This is a genomic window from Mycoplana sp. MJR14 (genome assembly GCF_029210525.1).
Taxonomy (GTDB): Bacteria; Pseudomonadota; Alphaproteobacteria; order Rhizobiales; family Rhizobiaceae; genus Mycoplana.
The window spans coordinates 169,103-193,925 of record NZ_JARGEO010000007.1; the positions used below are offsets into that span (position 1 = coordinate 169,103).

Below are 24,823 nucleotides of genomic sequence, written 5' to 3' on the forward strand. Positions count from 1 at the left end.
AGCCGGCCGGCCGCGGTCAGCTCTTGCGCGGGGCCGCCGCCGGCTCGACCGGCGGCGCGGGCGCGCTGGTCTCCATGCTGGCGGTGATGCGCAGGTTGGCCTTCTGCGTCGTGGCGCTCGCCTCCGCCTCCTTGGGGATCTTCGCGCCGATCGCGGCGAGCTTCTCTGCCAAGGCCTTCAGCCTCTCCCGCGTCACCATCGGCCGGTCGACAAAGGCGGTCGGCTGGTAGGAGGAGAGGATGGCCGCATAGTCCAGCACGTCCGGGTCGAGGTCGTTGAGATCCGGACCCGGCGCCGCACCGTAGCGTTCGTGCAGCTTCCGCAGCGACTGCGCCAGGGTCGGAAGCGCCGTGGCGGCGCGCCGCCAGCGATGTTCGTTGAAGTGGAAGTTCTGCCGGATCGTGCCGCCCGCCTCCTTGCCGAGGTCGGTCAGCGTCTTGATGGTCCGTTCGTCCATGTCGAGGTTCAGGCCGCCCTCCTTGCTGTCGTCCAGGCGGATTTCCACGATGCGCTCGCTGTAGCCGTGCAGCTGGCTCTGCAGCGTATCCTGCCAGTTGCGGGCGGTGGACAGGATGGCGGAGACGAAGCCGAGCAGTCCGCCCACCGGCAGGATCGGCGTCCGGTCGGTGTCGTCGGCGCCGCCCTCCCGGGTGTTCGGCATGTGCACGCGGCGATCGTGCCGCTTCGGGTCGTAGCTTGCGAGCGAGATGCCGAAGGTCGGACGGCCCGGCAGCAGGCTGTCGAACAGGTGGATCGGGAAGTTGCTGGTGATGCCGCCGTCCGAGAACAGGCAGCGCACCGGCGCAAGCTGCAGTTTCTCCCCGCTCGTCAAGAGCGACTGATCATAGCGATAGAGCGGAACGGCGCGAATGAGGCCGGGAAAGCTGAGGCTCATCCGCGCGATCATCGCCACCGGCAGCGCCTTCTTTTCCGGAAGCTGGTAGAAGTCGCGGGCACCGCCATAGGCCACCACCGGAAGTTCGCGGCTGACCCGGAGGAGGTAGTTCATGATCCAGTCGGGGAACAGGAGCTCGAATTCGGACCTGCGGAAGCAGAACACGTCCGAACCGAAGGGCAGTTCGTAGGGCCGGCGCGACGAGAGGTCGGTGGTGACGCTCGCGACCTGGATGTCCTCCTCGTCCAGATCCCCGATCGTGAGCGGATCGTCCGTCGTCTTCCGTCCGGCGACGGCCTGGATCTCGCCGGCGATCCAGTCGGTGAAGCCGGGCTTGCTGTTGTTCGGCTGGGTGAGGCCGCTGCAAAGGCCGAAGTCATGCTGCGGAATGGTGATGGTCACGGCCTTGTAGAGCGCATGGCCGACCACGGCCGCCGCACCCATCAGCGCCAGCAGCAGTCCGAGTAGCAGGCCCGCAATGTTGTCGGTGGCGATCGAGACCGCAAGGACCAGCAGCCCGAGGATGGCGCCCTTCAGCGCCTCTCGCCGGAACACCCAGAGGGTCTGGCGCAGCGCCGCCCGGGCCTTGCTGCCTTGGGTGCGGATCGCCGCCATGCCGATGTCGAACAGCGGCCTGGTCTCCTGCGACGGCTGGAAGAAGGTCGGCAGGTTCGCGGCAAGCGCGGCGGGCATGGCGGCGATCCGGTCGAAGCCGGCGCCCTGCTTGGCCGGGTCGTCGATGTTCTTCCGGCGGCAGTATTCCGCCGCCGCCGCCATGACGGCGCCGATCGCGCCGGCGGACGTGCCGCCGATGCAGACGAAGCGGTATTCGCGGGCAAGCTCGCAGATGGCCTGGGGAAAGACGACGCCGGACGTGATGCCGCCCTTCATGATCAGGTCGCATTTCTTCGGCGGATTGGCAAAGGGGTGCACTGCGCTGCTGTCGACCATGCGGGCTCCTCCGGACCGGATTGCCTACCATAGATTGTACATGCACATGATACACGTTGGCTTGTGTTAGTCTATCAGCTTCCTTCGTCTACGCTCAGCCCGAGCGGACGATGGAACTGCCGAACGTCGGGAGCAGATCCGGCCATCGTGACCGGCCGCCAATTTTCATCCCGCGACCACGCCTTCCAGGTTTCCGTTCGCCGGGGATATGGGGTAGAAACCGCCCATGGCAAAACGAGTCACCGGCCCCGAAATCGAAAAACTCATCCAGCTTTTGGCAAAGGTGCCGGGGCTCGGGCCGCGGTCCGCCCGGCGCGCCGCCCTCCACCTCGTCAAGAAGAAGGACCAGCTGCTCGGGCCGCTGGCCGACGCGATGGGCGAGGCGCATCGCAAGGTCAGGATCTGCTCCTGCTGCGGCAATGTCGACACCATCGATCCCTGCACGGTCTGCACCGACGAGCGCCGCGACCAGTCGGTGATCATCGTCGTCGAGGACGTCTCCGACCTCTGGGCGCTGGAGCGCGCGGGCGCGATGAACGCCGCCTATCACGTTCTCGGCGGCACGCTGTCGCCGCTCGACGGCGTCGGCCCGGAGGACCTCAACATCGGCGGCCTGATCAACCGGGTGTCGGCAGGCGGCGTGCGCGAGCTGATCATCGCCGTCAACGCCACCGTCGAGGGGCAGACGACCGCCCACTACATCACCGACCAGCTCCAGGGGCTGGACGTCAAGATCACCCGCCTCGCCCACGGCGTGCCCGTCGGCGGCGAGCTCGACTACCTCGACGAGGGCACCCTGACGGCGGCGCTGCGCGCACGCACGACGATCTGAGGACGAAGGATGCGATCTTTAAGCCCCCTCCGCCGCTTCGTGACATGTCCCCTTCGAGGGGGAAGACCAGAGGGGGCGCCGGGCGCCCGTTCTCTGCCGATCTCACCCCTCGAGGCGGCGATGCCCGGCAGGGCAGGGGGCATGCTGCGCCGCTCGGCGGTCGCCGTAGCCCTCCTGCTCGCCGCTCTTCTGCCGCTTCCTGTGGCCGCCCAGAGCAAGCCGGACGTCGAGCGCCAGTTCCAGGCGTGGCTGCGGGACGATCTCTGGCCGGAGGCCGCCAAGGCCGGGGTGTCGCAGAAGGCCTTCGACGCGGCCCTGGACGGCGTCCGCCTGAACTGGGATCTTCCCGACCTCGTTCCGCCCGGTTCGGCGCCGAAGAAGGAACAGAAGCAGAGCCAGGCGGAGTTTTCTTCGCCGGGCGCCTACTTTTCCGAAAAGCGGCTGCAGGGGCTGGCCGCCTCCGGGCGCACGCTCGCCAAGTCCCATGCCGCGACGCTTCGCAGGGTCGAGCAGGCCTATGGCGTTCCCGGCGAGATCATCCTTGCCATCTGGGGCCGCGAATCCGGCTACGGTCGCGCCGACATCCCGCACCCGGCGATCGAAGTCCTGGCGACCAAGGCCTTCATGTCGACGCGCAAGGACATGTTCCGGCGCGAACTGATCGCCGCCCTGCACATCGTCGACGGCGGCGACCGCACGCCCGCCCAGCTCAAGGGCTCCTGGGCCGGCGCGATGGGCCAGCCGCAGTTCATGCCGACGAGCTACCTGAAATACGCCGTCGATTTCGACGGCGACGGCGTCCGCGATATCTGGGATTCGGTGCCCGACAGCCTGGCCTCGATTGCCAACTATCTGCGCAAGAAGGGCTGGGAGGCCGGCCGGGGCTGGGGCTACGAGGTGCGCATTCCGGACGGGGTCTCCTGCGCCCAGGAGGGACCGGACCTGGCGCGACCGATCGGACAATGGGCGGCGACCGGCATCGCGCGCATCTCCGGCAAGCCGTTTCCCCGCGGCGAGGCGGGCGCATCCGGCATGATGCTGGTGCCGGCCGGCACGCACGGCCCGGAATTCATCGTCACGCCCAACTTCTACGTGATCAAGGAATACAACAACTCCGACCTCTACGCGCTCTTCATCGGCAATCTCGCCGATCGCATCGCCTTCGGCAGCGGCCCGTTCGCCGGCGCCTGGGGCGACGTCGGCAAGATGCTGCGCTCCGACGTCCTCGCCATGCAGAAGGCGCTGGTCGCCAAGGGCTACGACGTCGGCAAGGTCGATGGCCTGCCGGGCTACAAGACCCGCCGGTCGCTCGGCGACTGGCAGGCGAAATCTGGCCTCGCGCCGACCTGCTACCCGGATGCGTCGCTGAAGACCAGGCTACGCTGAGACGGTCCGTGACGCCTGCGGGTCGTTCGTGTCGGGCCTTCGAAGCCCGGCCGCGCCCTCAGTGATGCATGTCCATCTTGTAGCGTTCGTATTCGGTCGGAAGGATCGTCTGGCGCTCGATCATCCGGTGGACGCGCGGCGCCTCGGCGCCGCGATGGAGCGCCCGCAGGAGGTCGCCGTTCTCGGCGTCGGCCTGGGTGCGCCGCTGGTTGTGGCGGACGTATTCGATCCAGGTCGGCACGTGGTAGGTCTCCGTCCAGACCGTCGGGTTCTCCAGGTCGCGCATCAGCGTCCACTGGCCGGCCCCGTCGCGGATGCGGATGCGCCGGCGCTCCGTCATCGCCGTCAGGAAGGTCTGGATGTCCTCCTCGGCGATCTCGTAGTCGATCAGGATGACGATCGGCCCGCTGCGCGGCTTGAGGTCGAGCGGCAGCTGCGGCTCGCTGAAGCGGTTGAGCGGATCGAGGTTCAAGGATTCGAATTGCGGCAGGCCATAGCGCAGGCCGAGCGCCCCGCCGGCGAGCATCGCCGCGGCGGCCCACAGCAGCGCATTCGCGGCCCCCTGCATGTCGGCGACCGTGCCCCAGAGCCAGCTGCCGCCGGCAATGCCGCCGAAGGTCGTGGTCTGGTAGAGCGAGAGCGCCCGCGCCACGACCCAGCGCGGCGTCGACAGCTGCACCGTCGTGTTGAACAGCGACAGCGCCAGCACCCAACAGCCGCCGGCCAGGAACAGCGCTGGGCCGGTGATTGCAGCATGGCCGCTGACGGCGGTGATGATCGCGCTCGTGGCAAAGCCGGCAAACGCCATGCGGACGATGGCTTCGCTGGAAAACCGCTCGCGCGCCCAGGCGCTGCCGAGCGCGCCGCCGATCGCGCCGACCCCGAAACAGCCGAGAAGGACGCCGTAGGTCAGCGGCCCGCCGGCGACCAGGTCGCGCGCCACCAGCGGCAGCAGCGCCAGGATGGCGCTCGACGAGAGCCCGAAGGCGAAGCCGCGCAGCAGCACCTTGCCGATGTTGGGCGACATCGAGACGTAGCGGAAACCGGCCGAGATGGCCCGCCCGAAGCTCTCCCGCGGCAGCGGGTTCGCCGGCACGACCGGCCTCCAGCGCAAGAGCGCGAAGATCAGCGCGAGATAGCTGCCGGCATTGGCGGCGAACGCGGCCGCCGCCCCCGCCGCCGCCACGATCGCGCCGCCGACCGCCGGGCCGACGCTGCGGGTGATGTTGAAGCCCATCGAGTTCAGGGCGACCGCCGCCGGCAGGTCCTCGCGGGGCACCATGTCGCCGACGGAGGCCTGCCAGGCCGGATTGTTCAGGGCCGTCCCGCAACCGATCAGAAAGGTGAAGAACAAAAGCAGCCACGGCGTGATCAGCCCGTACCAGGCGCAGAGCGTCAGCGAGATGGAGACCACCAGCATGAAACACTGGGCGGACAGCATGATGCGGCGGCGGTCGAAACTGTCGGCCAGCGCGCCGGAGGCGAGCGAGAACAGCATGATCGGCAGCGAGGTCGAGGCCTGGACCAAGGCGACCATGTTGGCCGAATTCGAGATCGAGGCCATCATCCAGGCCGCGCCGACCGACTGGATCAGGGCGCCGAAGTTGGAGACGAGGCTCGCCCCCCAGATGAGCCGGAAGATGTCGTGCCTGAAGGGCGCAAGCGGGGATTTGCGATCGGGCACTGCTGAAGTCTCGCCGTTCTTGTTCTTCGTTCGCGAGACAAGATAGCGAGGTCATCGCAGGCGGCAAGGAAAACCCGGCAGCCGCACACGCATTTTTCCGCCTCTCCGCCCTGCCCGGCCCGCCGATCTTGCAAACGCCGGCGAAGGCGTATATATCAGCGTCAAATTCTTGATCGGTTTGATGAAGAGTGGGGCCGCACCGGACCCGCTCTTTTTTATTGGCCCGGTCGGGCGCATGATGAACGATGCCTTGGAGACCGGCCGCTGCCGGCAACGGTTTTCAAGGGCTTGCACCGCCGCGCATCCCTTGAGGGGCAGACGGCGAGGGACGTGACGATGACGGAACTTGAGAGCGAACCGCGGCTGATCGTCGAAACCGGTCTCGACCGGCGCGTGGCCGATATCATCGAGCCGACGATCGAGCAGATCGGCTATCGGCTGGTGCGCGTTCGCCTGTCTTCGCAGCACGGCATGACGCTGCAGATCATGTGCGAGCGCAACGACGGGACGATGACGGTCGAGGACTGCGAAGCGGTCTCCATGGCGATCTCGCCGGTCCTCGACGTTGAGGATCCGATCGACAAGGCGTATCATCTCGAGGTTTCGTCGCCCGGCATCGATCGGCCGATGGTCCGCAAGTCGGACTTTTCCCGCTGGCAGGGTCACCTCGTCAAATGCGAGACGTCGATCCTGATCGACGGCCGCAAGCGCTTCCGCGGCAAGATCGTTTCCGCCGATGGCGATGGCTTCACGGTTGACCGCGACCAGCCCGCCTACGGCGAGGCGCCGACCGTGACGATCCCGTTTTCGGCCCTGGCCGAGGCGAAGCTGATCCTGACCGACGATCTGATCCGCGACGCCTTGCGCGCCGACAAGGCCGCGAAGGCGCAGGCCGCGAACCAGAACGACGAAGACGGCGAATGATGGATTGAGTGCGCCGCCATGTCGGACACCTGTTCCGATCGAGGGCGGCGTTGAGGATGGAACCGGAGCGGCGCGCCCGCTCCCCTTGGCCGGCGGTAGCGACCGGCATCACAACGGAGACTTGAGACAATGGCAGTCAGCGCTAACCGGCTCGAACTTCTGCAGATCGCGGATGCCGTGGCCCGCGAAAAGGTCATCGACCGCGAAATCGTTCTGGCTGCGATGGCCGACGCCATCCAGAAGGCTGCGCGCTCGCGCTACGGTTCGGAATCGAACATCCGCGCCGACATCAATTCCAAGACCGGCGAGATCCGGCTCCAGCGCCTGCTGGAAGTCGTCGAGCACGCCGAAGACTACTCCACCCAGATCCCGCTGGAACTGGCGCGCGACCGCAACCCGGACGCCAAGATCGGCGACTTCATGGCCGATCCGCTGCCACCGATGGATTTCGGTCGCATCGCCGCCCAGTCCGCCAAGCAGGTGATCGTGCAGAAGGTGCGCGAGGCCGAGCGTGACCGCCAGTTCGACGAATACAAGGACCGCGTCGGCGAGATCGTCAACGGCACCGTCAAGCGCGTCGAATACGGCAACGTCATCGTCGACCTCGGCCGCGGCGAAGGCATCATCCGCCGCGACGAGATGATCCCGCGCGAGAACATGCGCTACGGCGACCGCGTGCGCGCCTATGTCTACGACGTCCGCCGCGAGCAGCGGGGCCCGCAGATCTTCCTGTCGCGCACCCATCCGCAGTTCATGGTCAAGCTGTTCACCATGGAAGTGCCGGAAATCTACGACGGCATCATCCAGATCAAGTCGGTCGCCCGTGACCCGGGCTCGCGCGCCAAGATCGCCGTCATCTCGAACGATAGCTCGATCGATCCGGTCGGCGCCTGCGTCGGTATGCGCGGCTCCCGCGTCCAGGCCGTCGTCGGCGAACTGCAGGGCGAGAAGATCGACATCATCCCGTGGAGCCAGGATCCGGCGTCCTTCATCGTCAACGCCCTGCAGCCGGCCGAAGTCGCCAAGGTCGTTCTGGATGAAGATGCCGAGCGTATCGAGGTCGTGGTTCCGGACGAGCAGCTCTCGCTCGCCATCGGCCGCCGCGGCCAGAACGTCCGCCTCGCCTCGCAGCTGACCGGCTGGGATATCGACATCCTCACCGAGCAGGAAGAGAGCGAGCGCCGCCAGAAGGAATTCAACGAGCGCACCGCGCTGTTCATGGACGCGCTCGACGTCGACGAAATGGTCGGCCAGGTGCTGGCCTCCGAGGGCTTCGCCGCCGTCGAGGAACTGGCCTATGTCGATCTCGACGAAATCGCCTCGATCGACGGTTTCGACGAGGACACGGCGACCGAGATCCAGACCCGCGCCCGCGAGTTCCTCGAGCGCCTCGAAGCCGAGATGGATGCCAAGCGCAAGGAACTCGGCGTCGCCGACGAGCTGCGCCAGATCGACGGCATGACCTCGCAGATGATGGTCGCGCTCGGCGAGGACGGCATCAAGACGATCGAGGACTTTGCCGGCTGCGCCGCAGACGACCTCGTCGGCTGGTCGGAGCGCAAGGACGGCGAGACGAAGAAGTTCGAGGGCCTGTTCTCGAAGTTCGAGGTTTCCCGCGCGGAAGCCGAGGCGATGATCGTCCAGGCGCGGCTTGCCGCCGGCTGGATCACCGAGGAGGACCTCGCAGCCGAGGACGCCCCGGTCGAGGTCGTGGAAGGTGCGGAGCAGGACGCCTGACGGGCGTCCTCTTCCCGCAAAGCAGCAGCCGGAGAAGCCGTTGCCCGAGAGAAACAGGAAGGACGACGGCGAAAACGGCCGCATGTGCATCGTCACCCGCGAGAGCGGGGATCCCGATGCGCTCATCCGTTTCGTCGCCGGTCCGGACGGCAGCGTCGTGCCGGACCTGAAGCGCCAGTTGCCGGGCCGCGGCTGCTGGGTGAAGGCCGAGCGCGCGCTCGTCGACAAGGCGGTGGCGAAGAAGGCGTTCGCCAGGGCGCTGAAGGCGGACGTGAAGGCCTCCGCAGACCTCGGCGCCGACGTCGAGCGGCTGCTGGTCGCCCAGCTCGCCGGCATGATGAACCTCGCCCGCAAGGCCGGCCAGTTCGTCACCGGCGGCATGAATGTCGACAAGGCGGTGCGCAGCGGCGCGGCCCTTGCCGTCTTCCATGCGGCCGATGCCGCCGCCGACGGCGTGCGCAAGATCGACCAGGCTCGCAAGGCCTTCATGCACGCCGCCGACGAGGATGAGGAGATCCCCTCCTTCCGCTTCGCCACCGCGGCGGAAATGGAAGGGCTTTTGGGCCAGAATGCTTTTATCCATGCTTGCGCGCTTGCAGGGCAGGCGGGTGAGGGTGTAGTGAAGCGCGCAATCATGCTCGAAAAGTACCGTGGCGGTGGCTCGGTCCGGGCGCAGGGCGACGCTCGCCAGCCAAAGTCATGACGCGGGTGACCGGCCGAAACCGGCATCAAGCGCGTCGATCGACAGGAATTGAACGACAGGGTCTGGTGATACGCATCCGACCCTGATCCAACGGAACGGATACGGAATGACCGATAACAAAGACGACAAGACGATCAGCGTAGCGGGCAAGAAGACGCTGACCCTGAAGCCCTCCGGGGTTCAGCAGGGTACCGTGCGTCAGGACATGGGCCGTGGCCGCACCAAGGCTGTCGTGGTCGAGACCCGCAAGCGCCGTCCGTCGCGCCCCGAGGACGAGCGGCCGCCGATCCAGCCGGTGACGCCGGCGCCGCGCGTGGCCGAGCAGGCGCCCGTGCGCCAGCAGCCGTCCCCGCCGCCGCGTCCCGAGCCGCAGCGTCCGCGCGTCGGCGTCGTCCTGAACCAGCTTTCGCCGGAAGAGGTCGAGGCCCGTCGCCGCGCGCTCGCCGATGCGCAGGTGCGCGAGGCCGAGGACGCCCGCCGCCGCGCCGAGGAGGAAGCCCGCCGCAAGGTCGAGGAAGAGGCCCGCCGCAAGGCCGAGGAAGAAGCCCGCATCCAGCGCGAGAAGGAAGAGGCCGAGCGCAAGGCAGCCGCAGAGGCCCGCGGCGAGACCGTCGAGGCGGAAGCCGCAGCTCCGGTCGCAGCCGCGGAAGCCGCGCCCGCCGTCGCCCCGCGCCCGGCCGTCGCCCGGCCTGCGACGCCGGCTGCAGCGACCCCGGCGCCCGCCGGCGTGCGCGGCCGTCGCGAGATCGACGAGGACGACAGCCGTGGCCCGCGTGGCGCGGGTGCCCCCGTGCGCGGCAAGGTCACGCGTCCGGAGCCGGCCAAGGTTCCGGCCCGCCCCAAGGGCGATGAAGGCCGCCGCCAGGGCAAGCTGACGCTCACGACGGCGTCGACCGACGAGGACGGCGCGCAGCGCGGCCGCTCGCTCGCTTCGATCCGCCGCCGCCAGGAGAAGTTCAAGCGCTCCATGATGCAGGAAACGCGTGAGAAGATCTCGCGCGAGGTCATCCTGCCCGAGACCATCACCATTCAGGAACTGTCGCAGCGCATGTCCGAACGCGCCGTCGACGTCATCAAGTACCTGATGAAGGAAGGTCAGATGATGAAGCCGGGCGACCTGATCGACGCCGACCTGGCCGAGCTCATCGCCGGCGAATTCGGTCACACCGTCAAGCGCGTCTCCGAATCCGACGTCGAGGAAGGCATCTTCAACGTCGCCGACGCCGACGCCGAGATGCAGCCGCGCCCGCCGATCGTCACCATCATGGGCCACGTCGACCACGGCAAGACCTCGCTTCTCGATGCGATCCGCCATGCCAACGTGGTCGCCGGCGAAGCCGGCGGCATCACCCAGCACATCGGCGCCTATCAGGTCGAGCAGGACGGCAACAAGATCACCTTCATCGACACGCCCGGCCACGCCGCGTTCACCGCCATGCGTGCCCGCGGTGCGCAGGCGACCGACATCGCCATCCTGGTCGTCGCCGCCGACGACAGCGTGATGCCGCAGACGATCGAGTCCATCAACCACGCCAAGGCGGCCGGCGTGCCGATCATCGTGGCGATCAACAAGATCGACAAGCCGACGGCCAATGCCCAGAAGGTCCGCACGGAGCTGCTGCAGCACGAGGTCTTCGTCGAATCCATGGGCGGCGAGGTGCTCGACGTCGAGGTCTCGGCCAAGAACGGCACCAACCTCGACAAGCTGCTCGAGGCGATCCTGCTGCAGTCCGAAATCCTCGATCTCAAGGCCAACCCGGACCGCACCGCCGAGGGCGTCGTCGTCGAAGCCGAGCTGGACCGCGGTCGCGGTGCGGTTGCGACGGTGCTCGTCCAGAAGGGCACGCTGACGCCCGGCCAGATCATCGTCGCCGGTGACCAGTGGGGTCGCGTGCGTGCGCTGGTCAACGACCGGGGCGAGCACGTGAAGTCCGCCGGCCCGTCCACCCCGGTGGAGGTCCTCGGCCTGTCCGGCACGCCGGCTGCGGGCGACAAGTTCGCCGTCGTCGAGAACGAGAGCCGCGCCCGCGAGATCTCCGAGTACCGCCAGCGCCTCGCCCGCGAGAAGCAGGTTGCCCGCCAGTCCGGTTCGCGCGGCTCGCTCGAGCAGATGATGACCCAGCTCCACACCTCCGGCATGAAGGAGTTCCCGCTGGTCATCAAGGGCGACGTGCAGGGCTCGATCGAGGCGATCGCCGGCGCGCTGGAGAAGCTCGGCACCGACGAGGTCCGTGCCCGCATCGTCCATTCCGGCGCAGGCGGCATCACCGAATCCGACATCTCGCTCGCCGAGGCGTCGAACGCGGCGATCATCGGCTTCAACGTCCGTGCGAATGCCCAGGCGCGCAGCCTGGCCGAGCGCCAGGGCATCGAGATCCGCTACTACAACATCATCTACGACCTGGTGGATGACGTGAAGTCGGCGATGTCGGGCCTCTTGTCGCCGGAACGGCGCGAGACCTTCCTCGGCAATGCCGAGATCCTGGAGGTGTTCAACATCACCAAGGTCGGCAAGGTCGCAGGCTGCCGTGTCACGGAAGGCAAGGTCGAGCGTGGGGTGGGCGTCCGTCTCGTGCGCGACAACGTCGTCATCCACGAAGGCAAGCTCAAGACGCTCAAGCGCTTCAAGGACGAGGTCTCCGAAGTCCAGTCCGGCCAGGAGTGCGGCATGGCCTTCGAGAATTACGAGGACATCCGCGCCGGCGACACGATCGAGTGCTTCCGCGTGGAGCATGTGACGCGCACGCTGTAAGAGGCATGTCGAACGTAAGAGCTGAATATCTTCCGGAGCCATCCGCCAGATTGGTGGATGGCTCTTGGCATATTGACGCACCGTGGACCATGAAGGACGTCAAGCAGAGCAAATGGCAGCTTGAGGCCTACAGGCGGAAGCGATCCCTCTTCGGAAGAGCTTTCTTTTGGTTGTTCGATGTCTTTGTCATTGCCATGTATGGCCTGTTCCTTGCTGTCGTTTCCCTAGTTCTGCTGCCCTTGGCTCAGGGTCTCGTTCAATTTTTCATTGGTGAAACGGTCTCTGGGTATTATTCTTTTACGTTGTTTTTTGTTATTGTATTGATAATTGGCGTCATTGTTCCATATACATGTTCCTTTCGGCAAAATAACTTATTGAAATCTTTGCCGCTTCGAATGGAAGTAGATGGTCAAGTTGTTGTCGGTGAGGTGACTGGCTTGAGGAGCGTGTTGAGCTGGAAACAGGTTTCAGATTTTGTCGAATTGCCTGCGTATTTCGTGATAGTACATTCGCTTGATTACTACATTGCGGTGCCGCGCTCGGCCTTTTCTTCCGCAGAAGATGATGACGCCTTTCTTCGCTTCTGTCGGGCTGCGTTACGAAATGGACAGATCAATGCTTGACGTATCCATAAAAAGGGTTCATTTGCCCAGCCTTTGATGGGTTCGACCCCCGTGGCCGATTGTCGGCAAACAGAGAAGAACAATGACCAGAGCAACGTCCTCCGCGCCCTCGCAGCGCATGCTGCGCGTCGGCGAACAGGTCCGTGCCGCGATCACCCAGGTGCTGCAGCGCGGCGAAGTGCGCGACCCGCTGATCGAGAAGACCGTGATCTCGATTTCCGAGGTGCGCATGTCGCCCGACCTGAAGCATGCGACCGCCTACGTCACCCCGCTCGGCGTGCCCGACCACGCGGCCGTGATCGAGGCGCTCAACCGCAATGCCAGGTTCATCCGCGGCCGGCTCGGCCCGCAGCTCAGGCAGATGAAATACATGCCCGAGGTGCGTTTCCGCGACGACACCAGCTTCGACAACTACAAGAAGATCGACGAGCTCCTGCGCTCGCCGGAGGTCGCACGCGACCTCGACGACACCGACGAAGAACAACAGAAATAACGATGTCCAAACCTCGCAAACCCAAGGGCCGCACGGTCTCCGGCTGGCTGATCCTCGACAAGCCGTTCGACTTCGGTTCCACCGAGGCCGTCTCCAAGATCAAGTGGCTGTTCAAGGCCCAGAAGGCCGGCCATGCCGGCACGCTCGATCCGCTCGCCTCCGGCATGCTGCCGATCGCGCTCGGCGATGCGACCAAGACCGTCCCCTATGTCATGGACGGGCGGAAGATCTACGAATTCACGGTCACCTGGGGCGAGGAGCGCGCGACCGACGATCTCGAGGGCGACGTGACCCGTTCCTCTGACAAGCGTCCGGCGGCGGACGAGATCCAGGCCCTGCTGCCGGGCTACACCGGCGTGATCCAGCAGGTGCCGCCGCAGTTCTCGGCGATCAAGATCGACGGCGAGCGGGCCTATGACATCGCCCGCGACGGCGAGACGGTGGAGATCCCCTCGCGCGAGGTGGAGATCCATCGCCTGACCCTTCTCGGCTGCCCGGGTGTGAATTCCGCCCGGTTCGAGGTCGAGTGCGGCAAGGGCACCTATGTGCGCGCGCTCGCCCGCGACTTCGGCCGCGACCTCGGTTGCTTCGGCCACATCTCCGAGCTGCGCCGCACCTACGTCGCGCCCTTCGGCGAGGACGCGATGGTGCCCCTGTCCGACCTGACCGCGCTGGAAGAAATCGAGGACGAGGCCGAGCGGCTCGCAGCGCTCGATGCGTTCCTGATCGATACCGGCGAGGCGCTGTCGAACCTGCCGCAGATCGTCGTCAACGACGACCAGGCCCACCGCCTGCGCATGGGCAACCCGATCATCCTGCGCGGCCGCGATGCCCCGGTCTCCGCCGACGAGGCCTATGCGACCGCGCGCGGCAGGCTGGTGGCGATCGGCGAGGTCGGCGGCGGCGAATTCCGTCCGAAGCGCGTGTTCGCCGGCTAAGGAATTTGCCCGCAGCACATTCGCTCGGGACTTGATCGGTGCCGGCGGACCGCCGATATTCCTCCCGCGTCGAACATTGATCGACGTTGCGCCTTGATTTCGCGCATCCCCACGGGCTCAATAGAGCCGCAGACGGATTCCGGCCCGCCACCGGCGGCCGGGCGCCGCTCGCCGAAAGCATGTCGCGCACGAGTGCACAGCGGTCTTGCGACAGCGACATGCGACAAACCAGGGACTTGAAGCGCGGAAAGCGAACCCGGAGGCTCGCGACGCGCTTTGGGACGCGCCGGAGTGGAAGGGAGATCGGGTGACGGTCTTGGGCACGAAGGAACGGGTATCGGCACCCGCGACCGGCAAGGGAGTGGCGGACTGGCGCGCCCGCATGCGTCATCCGGTCGTCTTCTACCTGGTCTGGCTGATCCTGCTCGCCATCGTTCCGGCCTTCATTTTTGCCGCCATCGTCCTGAACCGCGCCAACGAGGCGCAGGAACGCGTGCAGGAATCGCTGCTGCGGACCTCCACCGGCGCCGTGAGCCGGGTGGTGGAGCGGGAGATCACCTCCATGCTGTCCACGCTCGCCTTCTTCACCACCTCCGAGCAACTGGCGCGCAACGACCTGCCCGGCCTGCAGGAGCAGGCGGAAAAGGCGCTGGCCGGAACGAATTCCTATCTGTTGGTGATCGACCGGAACTACCGGCAGCGCCTGAACACCCGCGTGCCCTATGGCACCTTTCTCGGCGAGACGCCGGATCGGGTGACCGCCGACAAGGCCTTTGCCAGCGGCGAGCCCGCCGTCTCGAACATCTTCTTCGGACAGACGGCGCAGAAGTGGGTGTTCAACGTCCACATGCCGGTGACGCTGCCGACCGGCGAGCAGGTGCTGCTGACGCTCACGCAGAACGCCGAGAGCTTCACCAGTGTCGTGAACAGGGAGATCCTGTCGCCGGGATGGAACGCGGCGGTGGTCGACGATGCCGGCACCGTGATCGTTTCCACCGATGGTGCGGCGGCAGTCGGCAGGCCGTTCTTCCTGCCGCTCGTGCCGGCGCTGAGGATCGGCGTCGCCAATATCCGGCACGACAACACCGACTACCAGATCGTGACGGATTTCTCGGCGCTCACCGGCTGGCGCATCGTCGCCTGGGCCAAGGCGTCCGACGTGCAGGCGCCGGCCACCTCCTCCTTCGTCTGGCTGGCCGCGGGCGGCGCCATCTTCGCCGGCCTTGCCGCCGGTGCGGCCATGCTGATCGCCCGGGTGGTCTCGCGCGACGTCAAGCTCCTGGCGAGCGATGCGACGCGGCTCGGCATGGGCGAAGGCGTGCCGCCGCGCCGCCATGTCATCACCGAGCTCGACACCGTCTCGCGGGCCCTCTCCGAGGCTGCCGAGGCGCGCGTCCGGGCGGAGAACGAGGTGCGCTTCCTGATGCGCGAGGTGGCGCATCGCTCGAAGAACCAGCTGACGGTGATCCAGGCCATGCTGAACCAGTCGGCCGGCACCGCCGAATCCGCCACCGCCTTTGCCGACGCCTTCCGCAAGCGCGTCGCCGGACTGGCCCGCTCCACCGACCTGATGATCGCCCATGCCGCCCAGGGCGTGGAACTGGCCGAACTGGCGCGCAACCAGCTGAAACCCTTCACGCCCGACGATGCCGCCCGCGTGCGCATCGCCGGGCCGTCCGTCCGCCTCGACAGCCAGACCGCCCAGACGCTTGGCATGGCGCTGCACGAGCTCGCCACCAACGCCTCGAAATACGGCGCCTTCGCCAATGATCGCGGCACGGTGGACCTTTCCTGGTCGATTGCCGACGACCGGCTTGCCCTCGTCTGGCGCGAGCGTGGCGCCGATATCGAACCGCCCGCCGAAGGGCCCGAGCGCAAGGGTTTCGGCAGCCTCGTGCTGGAGCGCATGCTCGGCATGGCGCTGCAGGCCGAGCTGGAACGGCTGATGCATGCCGACGGCATCGAATGGCGGGTCTGGATCCCGCTCTCGCAGTTGCGGAACGATCTCGCCTCCGGGGACGGGGCGGACGGCGAAGGCTGAGGCGCTGCGGTGCATCCGTGCCCGGGAATGCACAATCTGACGGCCCTTCCATTTCCTCGTTGAATGGTTTATAGGCAGCGCCAGCACGCGGACCCGGTCCGTCTGCCTTCATGGCCATCGCTGGACGACATCCCGGCGATTGGCGACCCAAGTCCTCCATTTCAGAAAGGATCATCCGATGTCGATCACTGCCGAGCGCAAGGCTGCGCTGATCAAGGAATACGCGACCGTCGAAGGCGATACCGGTTCTCCGGAAGTCCAGGTTGCCATCCTCACCGAGCGCATCAACAACCTGACGGAACACTTCAAGGGTCACAAGAAGGACAACCACTCCCGTCGTGGCCTTCTGACGATGGTGTCCAGCCGCCGCTCGCTTCTTGACTACCTCAAGAAGAAGGACGAAGCCCGCTACAGCAAGCTGATTGCTGCCCTGGGCATCCGCCGCTAACCAATTCTGACGGGCGTTCCTCGCGGGACGCCCGTCAGCGCTATCTGCGGGACTGTTTCCGCAGACGTTCCGGACATCGGAACTCGAAACTCCAGCAGGCCGGATGGGCCGGACCTGCGGAACAACCGATGACCTGTCATGGGGCAGGATTGCAGGATGCTTCAGGCGCTCGCCTGTATCCGGCGCGGCGGGAAGCGCCGTTTGCCGGGTGGTGTGGCCAGAATGCGAAGCCTCCCGTTGTCTTGCCCATGATGCGTCATGCATGCGGATAGAGCCACCTGCGCCGACAAGGCGGCGGTGCGCATCTCCGCAACCACGTAAGGACAAGACATGTTCGATACCCATACGGTTGAAATCGAATGGGCGGGTCGTCCGCTCAAGCTCGAGACCGGCAAGATCGCCCGCCAGGCTGACGGCGCCGTTCTCGCCACCTACGGCGAGACCGTGGTCCTCGCCACCGTCGTCTCGGCCAAGGCGCCGAAGCCCGGCCAAGACTTCTTCCCGCTGACCGTCAACTACCAGGAAAAGACCTACGCCGCCGGCAAGATCCCGGGCGGCTACTTCAAGCGCGAAGGCCGGCCGAGCGAGAACGAAACCCTCGTTTCGCGCCTGATCGACCGCCCGATCCGCCCGCTCTTCCCGGAAGGCTACAAGAACGACACCCAGGTCGTCGTCACCGTCGTCCAGCATGACCTCGAGAACAACCCGGACGTCCTGTCGATGGTCGCCGCCTCGGCTGCCCTGACACTCTCCGGCGTTCCGTTCATGGGCCCGGTCGGTGGCGCCCGCGTCGGCTACATCAACGGCGAGTACGTGCTGAACCCGCATCTCGACGAGATGGACGAGTCGGTTCTCGACCTCGTCGTCGCCGGTACCCAGGACGCCGTTCTGATGGTGGAATCGGAAGCCAAGGAACTGAACGAAGAGGTCATGCTCGGCGCCGTCATGTTCGGCCACAAGGGCTTCCAGCCGGTCATCGACGCGATCATCAAGCTCGCCGAAGTGGCTGCCAAGGAACCGCGCGAGTTCACCCCCGAAGACTTTTCGGAACTCGAAGCCGAAATGCTGGGCCTTGCCGAAGCCGATCTTCGCGCCGCCTACAAGATCACCCAGAAGGCCGATCGCTACGCTGCCGTCGACGCCGTCAAGGCCAAGGTCAAGGCACACTTCCTGCCCGAAGGCGTCGAGCCGAAGTACAACGCCGAAGTGATCGCCGCCGTCTTCAAGCATCTGCAGGCCAAGATCGTCCGCTGGAACATCCTCGACACCAAGAGCCGAATCGACGGCCGCGATCTCGAGACCGTCCGCACGATCGTTTCCGAAGTCGGCATCCTGCCGCGCACCCACGGTTCGGCGCTGTTCACCCGCGGCGAGACCCAGGCGATCGTCGTCGCCACCCTCGGCACCGGCGAGGACGAGCAGTATGTCGACAGCCTGACCGGCATGTACAAGGAACGCTTCCTGCTGCACTACAACTTCCCGCCCTATTCGGTCGGTGAGACGGGCCGCATGGGGTCCCCGGGCCGCCGCGAAATCGGTCACGGCAAGCTCGCATGGCGCGCCATCCGCCCGATGCTGCCGACCGCCGAGCAGTTCCCCTACACGCTGCGCGTCGTCTCCGAGATCACCGAATCCAACGGTTCGTCCTCGATGGCAACCGTCTGCGGCACCTCGCTCGCCCTGATGGACGCCGGCGTTCCGCTGGCAAAGCCGGTCGCCGGTATCGCCATGGGCCTGATCCTCGAAGGCGACCGCTTTGCGGTTCTCTCCGACATTCTGGGTGACGAAGATCACCTCGGCGACATGGACTTCAAGGTCGCCGGCACGGCCGACGGCATCACCTCGCTGCAGATGGACATCAAGATCGCCGGCATCACCGAGGAGATCATGAAGGTCGCGCTGCACCAGGCGCAGGGTGGCCGCAAGCACATCCTCGGCGAAATGGCCAAGGCCATCACCGAGGGCCGCTCCGAACTCGGCGAGTTCGCGCCGCGCATCGAAGTGATGAACATCCCGGTCGACAAGATCCGCGAAGTCATCGGCTCGGGCGGCAAGGTCATCCGCGAGATCGTCGAAAAGACCGGCGCCAAGGTCAACATCGAAGACGACGGCACCATCAAGATCGCCTCGTCCTCGGCCAAGGAGATCGAGGCGGCCCGCAAGTGGATCCACTCGATCGTCGCGGAACCGGAAGTCGGCCAGATCTATGAAGGCACGGTCGTCAAGACCGCCGACTTCGGCGCCTTCGTCAACTTCTTCGGCCCGCGTGACGGCCTCGTGCACATCTCGCAGCTCGCTTCCGAGCGCGTCGCCAAGACCTCCGACGTGGTCAAGGAAGGCGACAAGGTCTGGGTCAAGCTGATGGGCTTCGACGAGCGCGGCAAGGTCCGCCTCTCCATGAAGGTCGTCGACCAGTCGACCGGCAAGGAACTCGCGGCCGAAAAGAAGAGCGACGGCGGCGAAGCTGCCGAGTAAGCTCTGACTGACCGATCCATGGGGCGCGGAGCGAATGCTCCGCGCCTCTTTTCGTATCAGCACCACCCGATACCGATGACGCGGACCTGCCGCGCTCGCCCCCGAACAAAGAGAACCCGTGATGAGCCGCGACGCGCTTAAGACCCTCTACCATCCCTTCGCCGCCGGTCTGCTGGACCTGCCGGGGGAGGGGCAGCGCTTCCTTTTCCTGAACGCCGAGGCCGGGCAACGCCTGCCCGAGGGATTTGCGGCCGGCATCGAGGCCGTGCAGCCGCTCCGCCCGCTCTACCGGGCGCTGGAGGCGGCGCGCGCCCAGGTGACGCCGACGGTCGCGGGCGAGGGTTACGACGGCGCGCTGGTGCTCTGCGGCAAGCACAAGGGCGCAAACGAGAACAACATCGCCGAGGCGCTCAAGCGCGTGCGCGCGGGTGGGACGATCGTGATTGCCGGCGGCAAGGAAGACGGCATCCAGTCGCTGCGCAAGCGCATCGACCGCTTCGGCTTCGGCGGCGACCACGCGCCGAAATACCATGGCGTCGCCTTCTGGTTCACCCGCCCGGCGGATGTCGCAGAGCAGGTGCAGGCCTTGGCCGCGCGCGCCGTCCGCGTCGAGGGCCGCTTTACAGCGGCACCCGGCATGTTCTCGCACGACCGCATCGACGAGGGCTCGGAACTGCTCGCAACCCGTATCCCGGAGGATTTCCGCGGCCATGCCGCCGATTTCGGCGCCGGCTGGGGCTATCTCTCCGTGCTGCTCGCCGAGCGCGCGCCCGGCCTGAAGGGGATCGACCTGTTCGAGGCCGACTACAATGCCTTGGAGGTGGCGAAGGAGAACATGGCCGAGAACTGCCCGGACGTCCCGACCCGCTTCTATTGGCAGGACCTGACGGCCGAGCAGCCGCGCGATCACTACGACCTGATCGTCATGAACCCGCCCTTCCACGAAGGCCATGCGGCCGACCACGGGCTGGGTGCCGGCATGATCCGCATGGCCGCGACGTCGCTCAAGGCGGGCGGGCGCCTGCTCCTCGTCGCCAATCGCGGCCTCCCCTACGAGCCGGTGCTCAAGGAAGCCTTCAAGGAGAGCGGCGAAGTCTGCCGCAACGCCCGCTTCAAGGTTCTGTGGGGCCGGCGCTGACGCCTACCCGGTCGCGAAGGTGGCAATAAAGGCAACAGGACGGGCGGGCGATCACATCGATGTCATGGCCTGGCATGCCGCCGGGCCTTTTCATGACAGGGCCCGCATGTTTCCCTCGGGCGCATCGATTCGGCATCCGGCCGGACCTGTGCCGTCGACGGAGCACCATTGAGTTACTACGCATCCAAGTTTTTCTGGCTGGCCGCCCAGCCGCTGTCGCTGGCTTTCTTCGCCGTCGTCATCGCCCTGGTGCTCGGATGGGTCGGCTGGCGACGCCTGCAGGCCACGTTCCTCCTGCTCTCCGCCGGCATCCTCTTCGTCACGCTCTATACCAGCGCGGGGACGGTGATGCTGCAGGCGCTGGAAAACCGCTTTGGCCGGTCGGCCCTGCCGGTCGAGGGGCCGCGCTGCATCATCGTGCTCGGCGGCAGCTTCGAGGCCGAGGTGATCTCCGCCCGCGGCGGCGTCGAGCTGAACCAGGCCGGCGACCGCTTCGTCGAAACCCTTCGCCTGCTGCAGGCCTATCCCGAGGCGCGGGTGCTCGTCTCCGGCGGTGACGGATCCTTCAGCGGCCGGTATGCCGGCGATGCCGCGGTGTCGGCCGCCTTCTTCGGCGCCTACGGTATCTCGCCGGCCCGGCTGATCCAGGAGGAGGCCTCGCGCACCACCTTCGAGAACGTCGAAAACACCAGGGACCTGCTCCGGCGGCACGGGCTCGACGGCTGCCTGCTCGTGACCTCCGCCTTCCACATGCCGCGCGCCGTCGGGCTGTTCCGCAAGGCGGGGCTGTCGGCCGTCCCCTGGCCGACCGACTACCGCACGAGCGGCGTTGCGTCGCTGAAGCTCGATTTCACCCAGCCGTCGGCCAATGCCCAGCTGACGACCACCGCCATCCGCGAATGGATCGGGCTTGCGGCCTACTATCTCGCGGGTCGCACGGAGACGCTCCTGCCGGAATGACCGGCTTCACCGCTTGGAGATCGTGTCGAAGCGCAGGCCCCGCACACGGGTGGTGATGATGCAGTATTCGCCGTCGTCGCGGTCGCAGGACACGGCATTGGCCTTCATCTCGAAGACGAGGTTGCCGTAGCGCTTCTTCAGTTCGTAGCCATAGAGATCCGCGCTGCCGATCAGCACGTAGCCGCCCTCGGCGACGCCGACGTAGAAATTGTGCGGGCAGCCGACCTCGCCGCAGAGCTTGCCGTCGACCCCGTCGCAGTTGACCGCGCCGAGGTTGGTGATGACGTCTTCGATCCCGTCATTGTTGAAGTCGATGGGGCGGGCGAAATCGCCGCCGTAGCTTGCCGTCTTGCACTGCTCGCCGACCGCCGCCTTCTCGTGGGCGATGGCGTCGTCGAGAATCGGCGCCGCCTGGGCTGCCGGGGAAAGAAACAGGGCTGCGGGCAGGAGGAGAATGCGAAGCACCGAACGGGAAAACATCATTCAGGGCCTTTCCTTGATATCCGGATCGGTCAAAATAGCGTCTGGCGGCGACCTGGCGCCCCGGGCAGGCTGCATCTTTGCCCGACCAAGCTGTCGCGAGGCTTGGCTGCGGACCGTATGGGGAGGGATGCGTGACGATCCTGGAACTGCTCGACTATGCCGGCGTTGCGGTCTTCGCGGCGACCGGGGCGCTGTCGGCCTCGCGCAAGCAGCTCGACATCATCGGCTTTCTCTTCCTGGCGGCCGCGACCGGTGTCGGCGGTGGCACGTTCCGCGATCTCGTCCTCGGTGCTGCGCCGGTGTTCTGGGTGACGAATCCGACCTATCTGCTCGTCTGCTGCGGCGTCGGGCTGATCGTCTATTTCACCGCGCACCTGTTCGAATCCCGATACCGGCTGCTGCTCTGGCTCGATGCGATCGGGCTTTCGGCCTACAGCGTCATGGGGGCGGCGAAGGGACTGGCGGCCACCGGATCGCCGACGGTGGCGATCACCACCGGCGTCATGACGGCGAGCGTCGGCGGCATCCTGCGCGATCTCCTCGCCGGCGAGCCTTCCGTGCTGCTCCGCCCCGAGATCTACGTGACGGCAGCCCTCTGCGGGGCAGCGGTCTTCACCGCCCTGACCTTTGCCGGCGCGTCGCTCGCAATGGCTTCGGTGATCGGCGCGCTGGCGGCCTTTGCCGTGCGCGGCGGGGCCTTGCGCTTCGCCTGGTGCATCCCGGTCTACAGGCATCAACCGGGACGCCATCCCGACGATGTCATGTAGATGACTTGCGCTGGATTGTGCTTGCGCTGGATTGTGCTGGCGGGCTCGCCCGGGAGCCGTCAGCGGTCCTTCTTCGGCCGCAGGCGGATGATGACGTCGACATGGGAGACCTCCATGCCTTCCGGGGGCTCCGGCAGATTGCCGATCTCGATGCTGCTGACCGGAATGTCCAGCACCTCGTTGTCACCCTCGATGAAGAAGTGGTGGTGGTCGGAGGTGTTGGTGTCGAAATAGGTGCGCGAGCCCTCGACCGCAAGCACGCGGACAAGCCCGGCTTCCGTGAACTGATGCAGGGTGTTGTAGACGGTGGCCAGCGAAACCGGCACGCCGGCATCGACCGCTTCCTCGTGCAGTTCTTCCACCGTCAGGTGCCGGTCGCCCTTCGCAAAGAGCAGGTCGGCCAGCGCGATGCGCTGGCGCGTGGGCCTAAGCCCACAGTCCCGCAACCGGGTCTCCACACTCAATTCTCCGACATGCACCATGGTTGACGAATCCGTTCGCCCGATCTTGCAGAACAATCTTGACGTTTCGATATAACTTTTGCTGCGAACGGATTCAATAGTTTTGCGCGGCGCGACAATGTTGCAGGATGCGGAAAACCAATGCTTTGCGCCGCAAGCGAGCACTTAGGACTAGCTGTAAGGCCGGTCATCATGTATGCGAAACGCAAAATCCACTCTGGCATGCCCCGCAACGGGGAGGCCGGGCGCAGCCGGTGCAGCGAGCGGCCAAAGCTTCATTTTGGCCCGGTCCTGCTCTAAAGCTAGAACAAAGAACCAAGGACCGGGAAGAAACAGCCCATGACGACCAGGCAATCGAGCTTCACCTACGAAGAGATCCTCACCTGTGCACACGGCGAACTGTTCGGCCCCGGCAACGCGCAGCTCCCGCTGCCGCCGATGCTCATGGTCCACCGCATCACCGAAATCTCGGAGACGGGCGGGGCGCACGACAAGGGCTATATTCGCGCCGAGTACGACGTGAAGCCGGACGACTGGTACTTCCCGTGCCATTTCGAGGGCAACCCCATCATGCCGGGCTGCCTCGGGCTGGACGGCATGTGGCAGCTGACGGGGTTCTTCCTCGGCTGGCTCGGCGAGGAAGGGCGCGGCATGGCGCTCTCCACCGGCGAGGTGAAGTTCAAGGGCATGGTTCGCCCGCACACCAAGCTTCTGCAGTACGGCATCGATTTCAAGCGCGTCATGCGCGGCAGGCTCGTGCTCGGCACGGCCGATGGCTGGCTGAAGGCCGACGGCGAGACCATCTACCAGGCAACCGATCTGCGCGTCGGCCTGTCGAAGGAAAAGGCCGCCTGAGGCCGTCAAACGGTCGTCAGCCGGGCTCAATGATCACAGAGGTTTAAGCAGATGAGACGGGTAGTTGTCACGGGTCTTGGTATTGTATCGTCGATCGGAAACGACGCGGCGGAGGTGACCGAATCGTTGCGTCAGGCAAAGTCCGGCATCAGCTTCTCCAAGGATTTCGCCGAGCACGGCTTCAAGTGCCAGGTCTGGGGTGCGCCGAACATCGACACGACCGAGCTGGTGGATCGCCGTGCCATGCGTTTCCTGTCGCAGGGCGGCGCCTGGAACCATGTCGCCATGAAACAGGCGATCGCCGATTCCGGTCTCGAAGAGAAGGACTACGCGCTGAACGAGCGTGCCGGCATCATCATGGGCTCGGGCGGCCCGTCCACCCGGACCATCGTCGAGGCCTCCGACATCACCTTGAAGAACGGCAGCCCGAAGCGCATCGGCCCGTTCGCCGTGCCGAAGGCGATGTCGTCCACGGCATCGGCGACGCTCGCCACCTGGTTCAAGATCCATGGCGTCAACTATTCGATCTCGTCGGCCTGCTCGACCTCGGCGCATTGCATCGGCAATGCCGCGGAGATGATCCAGTGGGGCAAGCAGGACATCATGTTCGCCGGCGGCCACGAGGACCTCGACTGGTCGATGTCGAACCTCTTCGACGCCATGGGCGCCATGTCCTCGAAGTTCAATGATGCGCCCGATACCGCCTCGCGCGCCTACGACGTCAACCGCGACGGCTTCGTGATCGCCGGCGGCGCCGGCGTGCTGGTCCTGGAAGAGCTGGAGCATGCCAAGGCCCGCGGCGCCCGGATCTATGCCGAAATCGTCGGCTACGGCGCCACGTCGGACGGCTACGACATGGTCGCCCCCTCCGGCGAGGGTGCGGTGCGCTGCATGCGCCAGGCGCTTGCCACCGTGAAGGGCGACGTCGACTACATCAACACCCACGGCACCTCCACGCCCGTCGGCGACAGCAAGGAGATCGGCGCGATCCGCGAAGTCTTCGGCGATCGTGTCCCGCACATCCAGTCGACCAAGTCGCTGACCGGCCACTCGCTGGGCGCTGCCGGCGTGCAGGAATCGATCTACAGCCTCCTGATGATGCAGGCCGGCTTCATCGGCGAAAGCGCGCATATCCAGGAACTCGATCCGGAATTCGAGGGGATGCCGATCGTGCGCAAGCGTATCGACGACGCCAAGATCGACATCGCGCTCTCCAACTCTTTCGGCTTCGGCGGGACGAACGCGACGCTCGTCTTCCAGCGCTACAACGGATAACG

General features: G+C 66.1%; 21 protein-coding genes. 17 read left to right on the forward strand and 4 right to left on the reverse strand.

Features of this window, described 5'->3' with window-relative positions; translation table 11 throughout:
- Positions 1-16: 16 nt before the first annotated feature.
- Positions 17-1,846: a patatin-like phospholipase family protein gene (locus P0086_RS17575; protein WP_275787869.1), complete on the reverse strand. Its 1,830-nt coding sequence runs from the start codon at positions 1,844-1,846 to the stop codon at positions 17-19.
- 226 nt (positions 1,847-2,072) lie between these two features.
- Between P0086_RS17575 and recR the strand changes: the two genes are divergently transcribed.
- Complete coding sequence (recR, locus tag P0086_RS17580; RefSeq protein ID WP_275787871.1) at positions 2,073-2,678, forward strand: recombination mediator RecR; 606 nt, start codon at positions 2,073-2,075, stop codon at positions 2,676-2,678.
- Between the two features lie 141 nt (positions 2,679-2,819).
- Positions 2,820-4,064, forward strand: coding sequence for a lytic murein transglycosylase (locus P0086_RS17585; protein WP_275788000.1), 1,245 nt, complete (start codon positions 2,820-2,822; stop codon positions 4,062-4,064).
- A gap of 58 nt (positions 4,065-4,122) precedes the next feature.
- On the opposite strand, the gene P0086_RS17590 is transcribed toward P0086_RS17585, so the two are convergent.
- Complete coding sequence (locus P0086_RS17590) at positions 4,123-5,748, reverse strand: MFS transporter (RefSeq protein WP_275787874.1); 1,626 nt, start codon at positions 5,746-5,748, stop codon at positions 4,123-4,125.
- A gap of 330 nt (positions 5,749-6,078) precedes the next feature.
- Between P0086_RS17590 and rimP the strand changes: the two genes are divergently transcribed.
- The 12 genes from rimP to P0086_RS17650 all read left to right on the forward strand — a co-directional run bounded on the left by rimP (position 6,079) and on the right by P0086_RS17650 (position 20,980).
- Positions 6,079-6,672 (forward strand): ribosome maturation factor RimP, encoded by a 594-nt coding sequence (rimP, locus tag P0086_RS17595; protein ID WP_275787876.1) that lies wholly within the window; start codon positions 6,079-6,081, stop codon positions 6,670-6,672.
- Positions 6,673-6,801: 129 nt separating this feature from the next.
- Positions 6,802-8,409, forward strand: a complete 1,608-nt coding sequence (gene nusA, locus P0086_RS17600) for a transcription termination factor NusA (RefSeq protein WP_112600682.1) — start codon at positions 6,802-6,804, stop codon at positions 8,407-8,409.
- A 40-nt stretch (positions 8,410-8,449) separates the two neighbouring features.
- Positions 8,450-9,112 carry an RNA-binding protein gene (locus P0086_RS17605; protein WP_275787881.1) on the forward strand — a complete coding sequence of 221 codons (663 nt, stop codon included), beginning with the start codon at positions 8,450-8,452 and terminating at the stop codon, positions 9,110-9,112.
- Between the two features lie 106 nt (positions 9,113-9,218).
- Complete coding sequence (gene infB / locus P0086_RS17610) at positions 9,219-11,864, forward strand: translation initiation factor IF-2 (RefSeq protein ID WP_112600681.1); 2,646 nt, start codon at positions 9,219-9,221, stop codon at positions 11,862-11,864.
- Between the two features lie 89 nt (positions 11,865-11,953).
- Positions 11,954-12,487 carry a YcxB family protein gene (locus tag P0086_RS17615; protein ID WP_275787884.1) on the forward strand — a complete coding sequence of 178 codons (534 nt, stop codon included), beginning with the start codon at positions 11,954-11,956 and terminating at the stop codon, positions 12,485-12,487.
- An 82-nt stretch (positions 12,488-12,569) separates the two neighbouring features.
- Positions 12,570-12,980: a 30S ribosome-binding factor RbfA gene (rbfA, locus tag P0086_RS17620; RefSeq protein WP_112600680.1), complete on the forward strand. Its 411-nt coding sequence runs from the start codon at positions 12,570-12,572 to the stop codon at positions 12,978-12,980.
- A 2-nt stretch (positions 12,981-12,982) separates the two neighbouring features.
- Complete coding sequence (truB, locus tag P0086_RS17625) at positions 12,983-13,918, forward strand: tRNA pseudouridine(55) synthase TruB (protein ID WP_275787888.1); 936 nt, start codon at positions 12,983-12,985, stop codon at positions 13,916-13,918.
- A 307-nt stretch (positions 13,919-14,225) separates the two neighbouring features.
- Positions 14,226-15,959: a sensor histidine kinase gene (locus P0086_RS17630; RefSeq protein ID WP_275787891.1), complete on the forward strand. Its 1,734-nt coding sequence runs from the start codon at positions 14,226-14,228 to the stop codon at positions 15,957-15,959.
- A gap of 178 nt (positions 15,960-16,137) precedes the next feature.
- Positions 16,138-16,407 (forward strand): 30S ribosomal protein S15, encoded by a 270-nt coding sequence (rpsO, locus tag P0086_RS17635; RefSeq protein ID WP_112600475.1) that lies wholly within the window; start codon positions 16,138-16,140, stop codon positions 16,405-16,407.
- Positions 16,408-16,737: 330 nt separating this feature from the next.
- Entirely contained in the window at positions 16,738-18,882 is a 2,145-nt protein-coding gene (gene pnp / locus P0086_RS17640) for a polyribonucleotide nucleotidyltransferase (protein WP_275787896.1), read from the forward strand.
- A 121-nt stretch (positions 18,883-19,003) separates the two neighbouring features.
- Positions 19,004-20,020, forward strand: a complete 1,017-nt coding sequence (locus P0086_RS17645; protein WP_275787898.1) for a class I SAM-dependent methyltransferase — start codon at positions 19,004-19,006, stop codon at positions 20,018-20,020.
- Between the two features lie 168 nt (positions 20,021-20,188).
- Positions 20,189-20,980 carry a YdcF family protein gene (locus tag P0086_RS17650; RefSeq protein ID WP_275787901.1) on the forward strand — a complete coding sequence of 264 codons (792 nt, stop codon included), beginning with the start codon at positions 20,189-20,191 and terminating at the stop codon, positions 20,978-20,980.
- 6 nt (positions 20,981-20,986) lie between these two features.
- Here P0086_RS17650 and P0086_RS17655 read toward each other — a convergent pair whose 3' ends face one another.
- Complete coding sequence (locus P0086_RS17655) at positions 20,987-21,463, reverse strand: hypothetical protein (protein ID WP_275787904.1); 477 nt, start codon at positions 21,461-21,463, stop codon at positions 20,987-20,989.
- Between the two features lie 131 nt (positions 21,464-21,594).
- Between P0086_RS17655 and P0086_RS17660 the strand changes: the two genes are divergently transcribed.
- Positions 21,595-22,230 (forward strand): trimeric intracellular cation channel family protein, encoded by a 636-nt coding sequence (locus P0086_RS17660; protein ID WP_112600675.1) that lies wholly within the window; start codon positions 21,595-21,597, stop codon positions 22,228-22,230.
- A gap of 59 nt (positions 22,231-22,289) precedes the next feature.
- On the opposite strand, the gene irrA is transcribed toward P0086_RS17660, so the two are convergent.
- The gene (gene irrA / locus P0086_RS17665; protein WP_112600674.1) at positions 22,290-22,712 is read right to left on the reverse strand and encodes an iron response transcriptional regulator IrrA; all 423 of its coding nucleotides are present in this window, start codon (positions 22,710-22,712) and stop codon (positions 22,290-22,292) included.
- Between the two features lie 318 nt (positions 22,713-23,030).
- On the opposite strand from irrA, the gene fabA reads away from it, so the two are divergent.
- Positions 23,031-23,546 (forward strand): 3-hydroxyacyl-[acyl-carrier-protein] dehydratase FabA, encoded by a 516-nt coding sequence (gene fabA / locus P0086_RS17670; RefSeq protein WP_112600673.1) that lies wholly within the window; start codon positions 23,031-23,033, stop codon positions 23,544-23,546.
- Positions 23,547-23,597: 51 nt separating this feature from the next.
- Positions 23,598-24,821, forward strand: a complete 1,224-nt coding sequence (fabB, locus tag P0086_RS17675; protein WP_275787907.1) for a beta-ketoacyl-ACP synthase I — start codon at positions 23,598-23,600, stop codon at positions 24,819-24,821.
- Positions 24,822-24,823: the final 2 nt, after the last annotated feature.

Bases quoted from the DNA above. Each gene is read 5' to 3' on its own strand.
- P0086_RS17615 (WP_275787884.1), top strand. From the start codon at position 11,954: ATGAAGGACGTCAAGCAGAGCAAATGGCAGCTTGAGGCCTACAGGCGG.
- recR (WP_275787871.1), top strand. From the start codon at position 2,073: ATGGCAAAACGAGTCACCGGCCCCGAAATCGAAAAACTCATCCAGCTT.
- nusA (WP_112600682.1), top strand. From the start codon at position 6,802: ATGGCAGTCAGCGCTAACCGGCTCGAACTTCTGCAGATCGCGGATGCC.
- fabB (WP_275787907.1), top strand. From the start codon at position 23,598: ATGAGACGGGTAGTTGTCACGGGTCTTGGTATTGTATCGTCGATCGGA.
- rpsO (WP_112600475.1), top strand. From the start codon at position 16,138: ATGTCGATCACTGCCGAGCGCAAGGCTGCGCTGATCAAGGAATACGCG.
- irrA (WP_112600674.1), bottom strand. From the start codon at position 22,712: ATGGTGCATGTCGGAGAATTGAGTGTGGAGACCCGGTTGCGGGACTGT.
- infB (WP_112600681.1), top strand. From the start codon at position 9,219: ATGACCGATAACAAAGACGACAAGACGATCAGCGTAGCGGGCAAGAAG.
- fabA (WP_112600673.1), top strand. From the start codon at position 23,031: ATGACGACCAGGCAATCGAGCTTCACCTACGAAGAGATCCTCACCTGT.
- rbfA (WP_112600680.1), top strand. From the start codon at position 12,570: ATGACCAGAGCAACGTCCTCCGCGCCCTCGCAGCGCATGCTGCGCGTC.
- P0086_RS17585 (WP_275788000.1), top strand. From the start codon at position 2,820: ATGCTGCGCCGCTCGGCGGTCGCCGTAGCCCTCCTGCTCGCCGCTCTT.
- P0086_RS17655 (WP_275787904.1), bottom strand. From the start codon at position 21,463: ATGATGTTTTCCCGTTCGGTGCTTCGCATTCTCCTCCTGCCCGCAGCC.
- P0086_RS17575 (WP_275787869.1), bottom strand. From the start codon at position 1,846: ATGGTCGACAGCAGCGCAGTGCACCCCTTTGCCAATCCGCCGAAGAAA.
- truB (WP_275787888.1), top strand. From the start codon at position 12,983: ATGTCCAAACCTCGCAAACCCAAGGGCCGCACGGTCTCCGGCTGGCTG.
- P0086_RS17645 (WP_275787898.1), top strand. From the start codon at position 19,004: ATGAGCCGCGACGCGCTTAAGACCCTCTACCATCCCTTCGCCGCCGGT.
- pnp (WP_275787896.1), top strand. From the start codon at position 16,738: ATGTTCGATACCCATACGGTTGAAATCGAATGGGCGGGTCGTCCGCTC.